At 69.7% G+C, this 12825-nt stretch carries 11 protein-coding genes; 10 read left to right on the top strand and 1 reads right to left on the bottom strand.

Features of this window, described 5'->3' with window-relative positions; translation table 11 throughout:
- Positions 1 to 422: 422 nt before the first annotated feature.
- The 6 genes from eccD (at position 423) to ACLF6P_RS17505 (ending at position 7561) form a co-directional block, all read left to right on the top strand.
- The gene (gene eccD / locus ACLF6P_RS17530; protein WP_415951544.1) at positions 423 to 1838 is read left to right on the top strand and encodes a type VII secretion integral membrane protein EccD; all 1416 of its coding nucleotides are present in this window, start codon (positions 423 to 425) and stop codon (positions 1836 to 1838) included.
- Between the two features lie 274 nt (positions 1839 to 2112).
- Positions 2113 to 2403, top strand: coding sequence for a 30S ribosomal protein S15 (gene rpsO / locus ACLF6P_RS17525; RefSeq protein ID WP_415951348.1), 291 nt, complete (start codon positions 2113 to 2115; stop codon positions 2401 to 2403).
- A 273-nt stretch (positions 2404 to 2676) separates the two neighbouring features.
- On the top strand, positions 2677 to 4899 hold the full coding sequence (locus tag ACLF6P_RS17520) for a polyribonucleotide nucleotidyltransferase (protein WP_415951347.1): 2223 nt from the start codon (positions 2677 to 2679) through the stop codon (positions 4897 to 4899).
- On the top strand, positions 4896 to 6275 hold the full coding sequence (locus ACLF6P_RS17515; protein ID WP_415951346.1) for a M16 family metallopeptidase: 1380 nt from the start codon (positions 4896 to 4898) through the stop codon (positions 6273 to 6275). The genes ACLF6P_RS17520 and ACLF6P_RS17515 overlap by 4 nt, the downstream gene beginning before the upstream one ends.
- Before the next feature lie 76 nt (positions 6276 to 6351).
- A complete protein-coding gene (gene dapB, locus ACLF6P_RS17510; protein WP_415951345.1) occupies positions 6352 to 7107 on the top strand; it encodes a 4-hydroxy-tetrahydrodipicolinate reductase in 756 nt (251 codons plus the stop codon).
- A 7-nt stretch (positions 7108 to 7114) separates the two neighbouring features.
- Positions 7115 to 7561, top strand: coding sequence for a hypothetical protein (locus tag ACLF6P_RS17505; RefSeq protein WP_415951344.1), 447 nt, complete (start codon positions 7115 to 7117; stop codon positions 7559 to 7561).
- 61 nt (positions 7562 to 7622) lie between these two features.
- Here the strand turns inward: ACLF6P_RS17505 and ACLF6P_RS17500 are convergent, their stop codons facing one another.
- Positions 7623 to 8180, bottom strand: a complete 558-nt coding sequence (locus ACLF6P_RS17500) for a hypothetical protein (protein WP_415951343.1) — start codon at positions 8178 to 8180, stop codon at positions 7623 to 7625.
- Positions 8181 to 8395: 215 nt separating this feature from the next.
- Here ACLF6P_RS17500 and ACLF6P_RS17495 point away from each other — a divergent pair, with 215 nt between their 5' ends.
- The 4 genes from ACLF6P_RS17495 (at position 8396) to ACLF6P_RS17480 (ending at position 12506) form a co-directional block, all read left to right on the top strand.
- Complete coding sequence (locus tag ACLF6P_RS17495) at positions 8396 to 8632, top strand: hypothetical protein (protein WP_415951342.1); 237 nt, start codon at positions 8396 to 8398, stop codon at positions 8630 to 8632.
- 83 nt (positions 8633 to 8715) lie between these two features.
- Entirely contained in the window at positions 8716 to 9471 is a 756-nt protein-coding gene (gene thyX, locus ACLF6P_RS17490) for an FAD-dependent thymidylate synthase (RefSeq protein ID WP_415951340.1), read from the top strand.
- Positions 9472 to 9726: 255 nt separating this feature from the next.
- Positions 9727 to 10626, top strand: coding sequence for a 4-hydroxy-tetrahydrodipicolinate synthase (dapA, locus tag ACLF6P_RS17485; RefSeq protein ID WP_415951339.1), 900 nt, complete (start codon positions 9727 to 9729; stop codon positions 10624 to 10626).
- Positions 10627 to 10820: 194 nt separating this feature from the next.
- On the top strand, positions 10821 to 12506 hold the full coding sequence (locus ACLF6P_RS17480; RefSeq protein ID WP_415951337.1) for a ribonuclease J: 1686 nt from the start codon (positions 10821 to 10823) through the stop codon (positions 12504 to 12506).
- Positions 12507 to 12825 lie beyond the last annotated feature (319 nt).

Raw genomic sequence — 12825 nt, 5'->3', positions numbered from 1 at the left:
ATCCTACTTACGTACCACGGGGCGGACGGGCGGTAGGGTGTCGCAAGTTACGGATGAACCGAGTGGCACCGCAGGTCCAACGGCAGTACGCAGCCGCGAAGATGCGGGCGGCCGCAAATCCGCAGGCACGTCGATCGCGGGCCTGCCTGCCGGGCGGCCGACGGCCTGCGTACCGCCATGCGCACGACGGGCCACGGGCACGACGGACCCCGCGCACGGCGAACCACGCATACGCACGCAGCGGACCATGCATATAAGGGGGAGCAGCAGTGAGTACGACCGTCCAGGCGCCGTCCCCGGGCCCCGCGGGCCGGCCGGGCGCCCCGGGGCAGCCGGGTGCCGCGGGTCAGCCGGGTCCCGCGGGCCGTCGGGGTTCCGCAGCACCGACCGCAGGCGGCACCGGTTTCTGCCGCGTCACGGTCGTGGCCCCCGACAGCCGCGTCGACGTCGCCCTGCCCGATGACATCCCCGTCGCCGATCTCCACCCCGAGATTCTCCGCCTGTCGGGCCAGAGCCCCGCACCCGGCGCCCCCGTCGGCTACCACCTGGTGCGCCGCGACGGCACGGTGCTCGACGGCGCGGGCTCGCTGTCGGCCCAGCGCATCCTCGACGGGGAACTCCTCTCGCTGCGCCCCTTCGCCGACTCGCTGCCGCCGGCCGTCTTCGACGACGTCTCCGACGCGGTCGCCTCGGCCGTCGCCGAGGACCGCACCCTGTGGTCCGACGCCCTGATGCGCGGTGCGGGCCTCCTCGGCGGCTCGGTGCTCCTCGTCCTGCTCGCCTTCGTGCTGTGGACCTCCGGCATCGGGCACGACATGCACGGTCTGCCGGGCATCCTCGCGGCCGTCGCGGCCGTCGCCCTGCTCACTCTTTCGGGTGTACGGGCCCGGGTGTACGACGACCGCTCCTCCGCCCTCGCCTTCGGCGTGGGCGCGCTGGCCAATGCGGCGGTCGCCGGTTCGGGGCTGCTGTCCACCGCCGAGGGGCAGGGCATCGGCAGGCTGCAGTTCCTGCTTGCCTGCGCGGCCGTACTGCTCTGTGCCGTGATTCTGACGATCGTCACGCCGAACGGTGACGGACCCTTCGTGGCCTTCGTCCTCGCCTCCGCGATCGGTCTGCTCGTCACCTTCGTCGCCATCCTCACCGGGCTCGCCCCCATCGAGTCGGCCGCGGCCTGCTCCCCGCTCGCCCTCGGCGGCCTCGCCTTCCTGCCCGGCCTCTCGGCCCGCTTCGCCCGCCTCCCGATCGGCTTCGAACCGCCCCGTACGACGGTCGGCGCCTACGGCAACGACGAGGACCGCACTCCACAGGGCCCCGTGGACGGCGAGCGCATCGCCGCGCAGGCCCGGCGCGGCCACGAGCTGCTCGTCGGTCTGGTCGGCGGCTGCGCCCTCGTCGCCGTCGTCGCGGCCGGTGTGCTGGGCTTCTCCGACAACCTCTGGGGCCAGCTGCTCGCCCTCGCGACCGGCATCGCGCTCCTGATGCGCGCCCACCTCTTCCGCTACACCGCCCAGGTCGGCTGCGCGCTCGCCGCGGGCCTCGCCGCGCTCGTCCTGCTCGGCCTCGGCCTCGCCCTCAACCCGCCCCTGGACATGTGGCGCGACGCCCTGCGCGGTGACGGCTCGGCTCTCGACCTGCGGATCATCTGGCTCACGGCCGCGATCGCGCTGTGCGCCGCGCTGATCACGGCGATCGGGCTGATCGTGCCCAGCAAGGGCGTCACCCCGTTCTGGGGGCGCTTCCTGGAGATCGCCGAGTCGATGGTGCTCCTGACCCTGCTCCCGCTGTGCCTGGCGGTCTTCGACGTCTACCACTCGATCCGGGCCCTCACGTCCTGACCTGCGGCCCGGGCCACTCGCGTCCTGACCTGCGGCCCGGGCCCTCACGTCCTGACCCGTCCCGACCACGGCAGCGGCGCCCGCCTCGCGACCTGGGGCCGGGCCCGGACCGCCCGCCTGGTACTCTGTGTGACGGCCGTTTGTGTACGCACCCCCGGACCACACCGGATCTGGGGTTCGCGCCCAGCGGATCCCCGCCTCCCGAGTAACGGAAGCTCCCCTGAGACTCAGACCAGGGGCACTCGGTGGCATCCACAGACTCAGAGGAGTTCGCGTGTCCCTCGACACCGCCACGAAGAAGCAGATCATGGCCGAGTTCGCCACCAAGGAGGGTGACACCGGCTCCCCCGAGGTTCAGGTCGCCATGCTCTCGCGCCGCATCTCGGACCTGACCGAGCACCTCAAGACCCACAAGCACGACCACCACTCCCGCCGTGGTCTGCTGATCCTGGTCGGCCAGCGCCGCCGCCTGCTGCAGTACCTGGCCAAGAAGGACATCCAGCGCTTCCGTACGCTGGTCGAGCGCCTCGGCATCCGCCGCGGTGCGGCCGGCGGCGTCAAGTAAGACGTTGAGCGAGGGAGCGGTTCCCACATCGAGGGGGCCGCTCCCTTTGCTGTACGTGCGGAGTGTCACCCGGGCTTTGTAGTCTGGTCGCACAACGCACATACGAGGAGCAGCGCCGCCAAGCCGCCGCCGGTCCTCGGTAGTGGCCCCCGGGATCATGACCCCGGGTGCTTCGATCGAAGACCGGCCCGCACACAAGGCGCGCTCCTCACGTAGCCGTTCCATGGCCACACGGGCCAGGGGACACAAGACGACACGTAGGAGAAACCCATAGTGGAGAACGAGACCCACTACGCCGAGGCCGTCATCGACAACGGCACCTTCGGCACCCGCACCATCCGCTTCGAGACCGGCCGTCTGGCCCGTCAGGCCGCCGGCTCCGCCGTGGCCTACCTGGACGACGACACAATGGTCCTCTCGGCCACCACCGCGTCCAAGAAGCCCAAGGACCAGCTCGACTTCTTCCCGCTCACGGTGGACGTCGAGGAGCGGATGTACTCGGCCGGCAAGATCCCCGGCTCCTTCTTCCGCCGCGAGGGCCGCCCCTCCGAGGACGCGATCCTCACCTGCCGCCTGATCGACCGCCCGCTGCGCCCGTCCTTCAAGAAGGGCCTGCGCAACGAGATCCAGGTCGTCGAGACGGTCATGGCGCTCAACCCCGACCACCTCTACGACGTGGTCGCCATCAACGCCGCCTCCTGCTCCACGCAGCTGGCCGGCCTGCCCTTCTCCGGCCCGATCGGCGGCACCCGTGTCGCCCTGATCAAGGGCCAGTGGGTCGCGTTCCCGACGCACACCGAGCTCGAGGACGCCGTCTTCGACATGGTCGTCGCGGGCCGCGTCCTGGAGGACGGCGATGTCGCGATCATGATGGTCGAGGCCGAGGCCACCGAGAAGACCATCGAGCTCGTCAAGGGCGGCGCCGCCGCGCCGACCGAGGAGATCGTCGCCGCCGGCCTGGAGGCCGCGAAGCCCTTCATCAAGGTGCTCTGCAAGGCCCAGTCCGAGCTCGCCGCCAAGGCCGCCAAGCCGACCGGCGAGTTCCCGATCTTCCTCGACTACGAGGACGACGTCCTCGAGGCCCTCACCGCCGCCGTCCGCACCGAGCTCGCCCAGGCGCTGACCATCGCCGGCAAGCAGGAGCGCGAGGCCGAGCTGGACCGCGTCAAGGTGATCGCCGGCGAGAAGCTGCTCCCGCAGTTCGAGGGCCGCGAGAAGGAGATCTCCGCCGCGTACCGCTCGCTGACCAAGTCCCTGGTCCGTGAGCGCGTCATCAAGGAGAAGCTCCGCATCGACGGCCGCGGCGTCACGGACATCCGTACGCTCGCCGCCGAGGTCGAGGCCATCCCGCGCGTGCACGGCTCCGCCCTGTTCGAGCGTGGCGAGACCCAGATCCTGGGCGTCACCACCCTCAACATGCTCCGCATGGAGCAGCAGCTGGACACCCTCTCCCCGGTGACCCGCAAGCGCTACATGCACAACTACAACTTCCCGCCGTACTCCACCGGTGAGACCGGCCGCGTCGGCTCGCCGAAGCGCCGCGAGATCGGCCACGGCGCGCTCGCCGAGCGCGCGATCGTGCCGGTGCTGCCGACGCGCGAGGAGTTCCCGTACGCGATCCGCCAGGTGTCCGAGGCCCTCGGCTCCAACGGTTCGACGTCCATGGGCTCGGTCTGCGCCTCCACCATGTCGCTGCTGAACGCCGGTGTGCCGCTGAAGGCCCCCGTCGCCGGTATCGCCATGGGCCTGATCTCCCAGGAGATCGACGGCGAGACGCACTACGTCACCCTCACCGACATCCTCGGTACCGAGGACGCCTTCGGCGACATGGACTTCAAGGTCGCCGGAACGAAGGAGTTCGTGACCGCCCTCCAGCTCGACACCAAGCTGGACGGCATCCCGGCCTCCGTCCTGGCCGCGGCCCTCAAGCAGGCCCGCGACGCCCGGCTGCACATCCTCGACGTGATGATGGAGGCGATCGACGTTCCGGACGAGATGTCCCCGAACGCGCCGCGCATCATCACCGTCAAGATCCCGGTGGACAAGATCGGTGAGGTCATCGGCCCCAAGGGCAAGATGATCAACCAGATCCAGGAGGACACCGGCGCCGACATCACGATCGAGGACGACGGCACCATCTACATCGGTGCCGTGGACGGCCCCTCCGCCGAGGCCGCCCGCGCCACGATCAACGGCATCGCCAACCCGACGATGCCCGAGGTCGGCGAGCGCTACCTGGGCACCGTCGTGAAGACGACGACCTTCGGCGCCTTCGTCTCGCTGCTGCCCGGCAAGGACGGTCTGCTGCACATCTCGCAGATCCGCAAGCTCGCCGGCGGCAAGCGCGTGGAGAACGTCGAGGACGTGCTCGGTGTGGGCCAGAAGGTCCAGGTCGAGATCGCCGAGATCGACTCCCGCGGCAAGCTCTCCCTGATCCCCGTGATCGAGGGCGAGGACGAGAACGCCGACGACAAGAAGGACGACGCCGACAAGTGACGTCCCGTAGCACCGCGGCGACGGCCCGCACCTCCTCGGAGGTGCGGGCCGTCGCCCGTACCCAAACGCTTCTCAAGGGTGAGAACGGCATCGGTACCGTCCGCCGCACCGTCCTGCCGGGCGGTCTGCGTGTGGTCACCGAGACGCTGCCCTCCGTACGCTCCGCGACCTTCGGCATCTGGGCGCACGTCGGCTCCCGCGACGAGACTCCGTCGCTGAACGGCGCGACGCACTACCTCGAACACCTCCTGTTCAAGGGCACCAAGCGCCGCACCGCACTCGACATCTCCGCCGCGATCGACGCGGTCGGCGGCGAGATGAACGCGTTCACGGCCAAGGAGTACACCTGCTACTACGCGCGGGTGCTCGACACGGACCTGCCGCTCGCCATCGACGTCGTCTGCGACATGCTCACCGGCTCGCTCATCGAGCAGGCCGATGTGGACGCCGAGCGCAATGTGATCCTCGAAGAGATCGCGATGACCGAGGACGACGCGGGCGACTGTGTGCACGACCTGTTCGCGCACACGATGCTCGGCGACACCCCGCTCGGCCGCCCGGTCCTCGGCACGGTCGACACGGTCAACGCGCTGGACGCGAGCCGGATCCGCCGCTTCTACAAGAAGCACTACGATCCGCGCCACCTGGTGGTCGCCGCCGCCGGAAACGTGGACCACGCCAAGGTCGTACGCCAGGTCCGTGCCGCCTTCGAGAAGGCCGGCGCCCTGAAGGCCACCGACGCCACCCCGATCGCCCCGCGCGACGGACTGCGCCGGCTGCGCGCGGCCGGCAAGGTCGACCTGGTCGAACGCGCCACCGAGCAGGCCCATGTGATGCTCGGCATGCCGGGCCTCGCCCGCAGCGACGAGCGGCGCTGGGCGCTCAGCGTGCTCAACACGGCGCTCGGCGGCGGAATGTCCTCGCGTCTCTTCCAGGAGGTACGGGAGAAGCGCGGACTCGCCTACACGGTCTACTCGTACACCTCGGGCTTCGCCGACTGCGGCCTGTTCGGCGTGTACGCGGGCTGCCGCCCCAACCAGGTTCACGACGTCCTGAAGATCTGCCGCGACGAGCTGGACCAGGTCGCGCAGCACGGCCTGAGCGACGAGGAGATCGGCCGCGCCATCGGCCAGCTCTCCGGCTCCACCGTCCTCGGCCTCGAGGACACCGGCGCGCTCATGAACCGGATCGGCAAGAGCGAACTGTGCTGGGGCACGCATATGTCGGTGGACGACATGCTGGCCCGGATAGCCGCGGTCACCCCCGACGACGTACGGGATGTGGCCCGCGAGATCCTGGGACAGCGGCCCTCGCTGTCGGTGATCGGCCCGCTGAAGAGCCGCCAGGCGGCGCGCCTGGGCGAAGTGGTCGCGTGAGCCCGGGGCGCCCGCCCCGGCACCGTCGCATGAGCACGGGATACTTCCCGGACAACTCCCGTAAGGAATCAAGCACATGAGCAAGCTGCGTGTGGCGGTCCTCGGCGCGAAGGGCCGCATCGGCTCCGAGGCAGTACGTGCCGTGGAAGCCGCCGAGGACATGGAGCTCGTCGCGGCCCTCGACCGCGACGATGCCCTCGGGACGCTCGCCGCCGCGGGCGCCCAGGTCGCCGTCGACCTGACCCACCCCGATGCGGTGATGGGCAACCTCGAGTACTGCGCGGCGCAGGGCATCCACGCCGTCGTCGGCACCACCGGCTGGACCGACGAGCGTCTCGCGCAGGTCCGCGACTGGCTGGCGAAGTCGCCGGCGACGGGCATCCTGATCGCCCCGAACTTCTCCATCGGCGCGGTCCTCACCATGCAGTTCGCCCAGCAGGCGGCCCGTTTCTTCGAATCGGTCGAGGTCATCGAGCTGCACCACCCGAACAAGGCCGACGCGCCCTCGGGCACGGCCCACCGCACCGCCCAGCTGATCGCGGCGGCCCGGGAGAAGGCAGGCTGCGCACCGCAGCCCGACGCCACTTCCACGGCCCTCGACGGTGCCCGCGGCGCGGACGTCGACGGTGTGCCGGTGCACTCGGTTCGGCTGCGGGGGCTGCTCGCCCACCAGGAGGTGCTGCTCGGCGGCGAGGGCGAGACGCTCACGATTCGCCACGACTCGCTGCACCACAAGTCGTTCATGCCGGGCATTCTGCTCGGTGTGCGCCGCGTGGTGGACACGCCGGGCCTGACCTTCGGGCTCGAACACTTCCTCGACCTGGGTAACTGACGAGCCGATGCGCGCAAAGCTCACGTACTTCGCCCTCGCCGGCGCCCTGGTCGCCTATTTCGTCCTGGTCGGCAGCCGTGGCGTCCTGCTCATCGAGCAGGGCACACCGCTCACGGTCACGTTCGGCGCGGCGGTCCTCGTGCTTCCGCTCATCGGTGTGTGGTTCCTGTGGCAGACCACGCAGTTCGCCCGCAAGGCGGGCAGGCTGGCCGCCGAGCTGGAAGCCGAGGGCGGGCTTCCGGTGGACGAACTGAAGCGGCTGCCGAGCGGCCGTATCGACCGTGACTCGGCCGACGAGGTCTTCGCCCGCCGCCGCGCGGAGACCGAGGACGCGCCGGACGACTGGCGTTGCTGGTTCCGTCTCGCGGTCGCCTACCACGATGCACGCGACACCCCGCGTGCCCGCAAGGCGATGCAGCGGGCGATCGCCCTGCACGGTCACGAAGCGGCCTGAGCAGAGAAACAGGAGAACCCCGCCGGGCCTGAGCCGGGCGGGGTTCTTGTCGTTACCGGGATCAGCGACGCGGCTGGTACTCGTACGCCCACGCCTCCACCGTGTCCGCCGCCCGGTCGAAGGCCTCGGGCCGCCCCAGGAAGTCCGCGCCGTGCGAGGTCATCAACGGCTCGCCGGGCGCCGGCCGACGCCCGCCCGGTACGAGCACCACCGCCTGCCCCTGCACGGTCCGTGGCAGGCCGAGCCAGCGCACCGGCTGCTGCGTGGTCCTTACGGAGGCCACCTCGCCCCACTTCAGGGTCCGCGTCGCGAAGAAGCCGACCCGGCGCACGCCACGGGCGCTCACCCATGTACCCATCCGCAGCAGCCGCAGCGCGGCCACGATGATGAGCAGCGCGCCGCCCGCACAGGCCGCGCCCGCGGAAGGTGCGTCGGCCAGAGCGATGATCACCGCCGCGAGCAGCATGTACGAGGCAAGCAGAAGCAGCAGCGCGGCCGCGCCGACCCGCCAGGGGCCGGGCCGGTAGGGGCGGCGCCACTGGTCGCGGTCGTCGTGCGGAAGCGCGACGTCGTCCGCCTGGTCGAAAGCGCGGTCAGCCGTCAGAAAGGCTAGGGGCACGACGTCATCCTCACTCAGAACCACTCAGGTGTGCCTGGTGAGGCTACCGAGGCATCCGATGAGCGACCAGTCCCGGGGGTCCGAGCGCGGCCGCGCCGCACCGTTCAGGCTACTTCGATGAAATTTCCGATTTCGGGGCACCTTTGTGCGCTTCTGTGCGTCTGTACAGGTACGAGACAACGCAAGCCACGAGTGGCCGAGGAGAAGCGCCCATCATGTTCCGTCGGCGAGAGCCCGTCCCGTTCGCCTTCATAGCCGAAGCCGACACCTTCCGCAGCAATGTCACCCCGCCGCCCAGGCAGCGCCCCAGTGCGGGCCGGCTGGCCGGCCGCGCGCTGGTCGGGATATCCGTCGTCGGCGCGCTGGTGGGAGCCCTGCTGCTCGGCACGCCCGCACTCTCGCCGGACACCACCCCGGCGAAGACCCAGCACTCGGAGGCCGCCGAGCGCTGACCCCGCCCGCGATGGACGGAGTCGTGCGCGGTGAGCCGTAGAGTGGGCGCCGCCCGAGCGATGCAACTGGAAGGACCCCGCCGGTGAGCGAGACGTCTGCGAACACCCCCGCCGAAGAAGACCTGAAGCCCAGCTTCCGCAGCGAGGTGACCGTCGAACTGGTCAAGCACAGCGCGGCCGACAGCGATGTGCTGTGGGCGGCGCGCGTCTCGACGGCCGGCGAGCAGTCTCTCGACGAGCTCACCAAGGACCCCGAGCGCTCCAAGGGCCTGATCAACTACCTGATGCGGGACCGCCACGGCAGCCCCTTCGAGCACAACTCGATGACGTTCTTCGTCAGCGCCCCGATCTTCGTCTTCCGCGAGTTCATGCGGCATCGCGTGGGCTGGTCGTACAACGAGGAATCGGGCCGCTACCGGGAGCTCCAGCCCGTCTTCTACGTGCCGGACGAGTCCCGCAAGCTGGTCCAGGAGGGCCGCCCGGGCAAATACGTCTTCGTCGAGGGCACCCAGGCCCAGCAGGAGCTGACCGGCCGGGTGATGGAGGACTCCTACCGCCAGGCCTACGAGGCGTACCAGGAGATGCTCGCCGCCGGCGTCGCCCGTGAGGTCGCCCGCTCGGTCCTGCCGGTCGGACTTTTCTCCTCGATGTACGCCACGTGCAATGCGCGCTCGCTGATGCACTTCCTCGGCCTGCGCACCCAGCACGAGCTCGCCAAGGTCCCGTCCTTCCCGCAGCGGGAGATCGAGATGGTGGGCGAGCGGATGGAGGCGGAGTGGGCGAAGCTCATGCCGCTCACGTACGCGGCCTTCAACAAGAACGGCCGGGTCGCTCCCTGAGAACGACCGCCCTGTCCACCGTTCGAGACGGGCCCGAACACCCCGTCTCGAACCACCTTGCGAAGTGTCCGTATTGCGGCATTTCGCGAAGTTCATCTAGCCTGATCAAACGGACCCGGCACTGCTTGAACCCCCGAGCAGGCAGTGCCGGGCTCCGTCTGCCGCACCCTCTCAGGCCTTGTCACGCCCCAGGAGCGGCCCCCGCGCCGCCCCCGAGGGGCGACCGCGCACTGAGCAGCGAGTAGCGTGTTACCCATGGCTCCGATCTCGACTCCGCAGACCCCCTTCGGGCGGGTCCTCACCGCCATGGTCACGCCCTTCACGGCGGACGGCGCTCTCGACCTCGACGGCGCACAGCGACTCGCCGCCCATCTGGTGGACGCAGGCAACGACGGCCTGGTCATCAACGGCACCACCGGCGAGTCCCCGACCACCAGCAACGCGGAGAAAGCCGAGCTCGTACGAGCCGTCCTGGAGGCGGTCGGCGACCGCGCCCATGTCGTCGCCGGCGTCGGCACCAACGACACCCGGCACAGCATCGAGCTGGCCCGCGCCGCCGAGAAGACCGGCGCCCACGGCTTGCTCACCGTCACGCCGTACTACAACAAGCCGCCGCAGGAAGGCCTCCTGAGGCACTTCACGGCCATCGCCGACAGCACTGGGCTACCGGTGATGCTCTACGACATCCCGGGCCGCAGCGGTGTCCCGATCTCGACCGAGACGATCGTCCGGCTCGCCGAGCACCCGCGGATCGTCGCCAACAAGGACGCCAAGGGCGACCTCGGCCGCGCGAGCTGGGCCATCGCCCGCTCCGGCCTGGCCTGGTACTCCGGCGACGACATGCTCAACCTGCCGCTCCTCTCGGTCGGCGCCTGCGGTTTCGTCTCGGTCGTCGGTCACGTCGTCGCACCGGAGCTGCGCGCACTCCTCGAGGCCTACACCTCGGGCGATGTCCGCAAGGCCACCGAGATCCACCAGCAGTTGCTCCCCGTCTTCACCGGCATGTTCCGCACGCAGGGCGTCATCACCTCCAAGGCCGCACTCGCCCTCCAGGGCCTGCCCGCCGGCCCCCTGCGCCTGCCGCTCGTGGAGCTTTCCGCCCCGGAGACCGAGCAGCTCAGGATCGACCTCGCCGCGGGCGGCGTACAGCTCTGAGCACGGATTTCACAGCGGAGCACCCGCCCGGAACCGAGGCGGCGCACCGACTTCACAACTGAAGACGCAGGACACACGCACGACACACGCACGACGAACGAACGCACGATCTGAACGCGACAACTGCATCGCACGACATCATGCGCGCCATGTGCCTTCGACGAGGACGTGGCGCGCATGGGTAGGAGAGTCCTTTGAGTCATCCGCACCCCGAGCTCGGCGCCCCGCCGAAGCTTCCCGAGGGTGGCCTGCGCGTCACCCCGCTCGGCGGCCTGGGCGAGATCGGCCGCAACATGACCGTCTTCGAATATGACGGTCGCCTGCTCATCGTCGACTGCGGCGTGCTCTTCCCCGAGGAGGAGCAGCCCGGCATCGACCTGATCCTGCCGGACTTCACCAGCATCCGGGACCGCCTCGACGACATCGAGGGCATCGTGCTCACCCACGGGCACGAGGACCACATCGGCGCCGTCCCCTTCCTGCTGCGCGAGAAGCCGGACATTCCGCTGATCGGCTCCAAGCTGACGCTCGCCCTGATCGAGGCGAAGCTCCAGGAGCACCGCATCCGTCCGTACACCCTCGAGGTGAAGGAGGGACAGCGCGAGCGCATCGGCGCCTTCGACTGCGAGTTCATCGCCGTCAACCACTCCATCCCGGACGCCCTTGCCGTCGCCATCCGCACCCCCGCGGGCCTGGTCGTGCACACCGGCGACTTCAAGATGGACCAGCTGCCGCTCGACGGCAGGCTCACCGACCTGCACTCCTTCGCACGGCTCAGCGAGGAGGGCATCGACCTCCTCCTCGCCGACTCGACGAACGCCGAGGTCCCGGGCTTCGTCCCGCCGGAGCGCGACATCTCCAATGTCGTACGGTCCGTCTTCGCCGGAGCCCGCAAGCGCATCATCGTCGCGAGCTTCGCCAGCCACGTGCACCGCATCCAGCAGATCCTCGACGCGGCCCACGAATACGGCAGGAAGGTCGCCTTCGTCGGCCGCTCCATGGTCCGCAACATGGGCATCGCCCGTGACCTGGGCTACCTGCGCGTCCCCGCCGGCCTCGTCGTGGACGTCAAGACGCTGGACGACCTGCCCGAGGACCAGGTCGTCCTCGTCTGTACGGGATCCCAGGGCGAGCCGATGGCCGCACTGTCCCGGATGGCCAACCGGGACCACCAGATCCGGATCGTCCAGGGCGACACCGTCATCCTGGCCTCGTCCCTGATCCCCGGCAACGAGAACGCGGTCTACCGCGTGATCAACGGCCTGACCCGCTGGGGCGCCAACGTCGTCCACAAGGGCAACGCCAAGGTGCACGTCTCCGGCCACGCCTCGGCCGGCGAGCTCCTGTACTTCTACAACATCTGCAAGCCGCGCAACCTGATGCCCGTCCACGGCGAATGGCGCCACCTGCGCGCCAACGCCGAGCTCGGCGCCATGACCGGCGTCCCGCACGACCGGATCGTCATCGCCGAGGACGGCGTGGCCGTCGACCTCGTCCAGGGCAAGGCCAAGATCGTCGGCAAGGTCCAGGCCGGGTACGTGTACGTGGACGGCCTCTCGGTCGGCGACGTCACCGAGTCCTCCCTGAAGGACCGGCGCATCCTCGGCGACGAGGGCATCATCTCGGTCTTCGTGGTCGTGGACTCCACCACCGGCAAGATCACGGGGGGTCCGCACATCCACGCCCGTGGCTCCGGCATCGGCGACTCCGACTTCACCGGCGTCATGCCGAAGATCAGCGAGGTCCTGGAGAAGTCGGCGCAGGACGGTGTCGTCGAACCCCACCAGCTGCAGCAGCTCGTCCGCCGCACTCTGGGCAAGTGGGTCTCCGACAACTACCGGCGACGCCCGATGATCCTGCCGGTCGTCGTCGAGGTCTGACGCCGTCTGAGCAGCGCAGACGCAGCACAACTGGGAGCGGGGCGCCTCGATTTGCATCGGGGCGCCCCGCTCCAGTACGTTTACGGCTCCGCCAGGCCGGGAAACACCGGGCGCTGCCGCGCCCGGAGAACCTCGGGCCGGGTGGAAAATCCGACTCAGAATCTCTGATAAAGTCGGGTCTCGCCGGAAAGGGAAACCGCCGAAAAGCGGAGGACCTGGAAAGCACCGAGGAAATCGGAACTCGAAAGAGTCTGATAGAGTCGGAAACACCGAAGGGAAGCCCGGAGGAAAGCCCAGGAGACTGGGTGAGTACAAAGGA

The organism is Streptomyces lothianensis (assembly GCF_047779955.1).
Taxonomy (GTDB): Bacteria; Actinomycetota; Actinomycetes; order Streptomycetales; family Streptomycetaceae; genus Streptomyces.
Note: the sequence above shows the minus strand (reverse complement) of the source record. Positions and strands in the feature narration are given on the sequence as shown.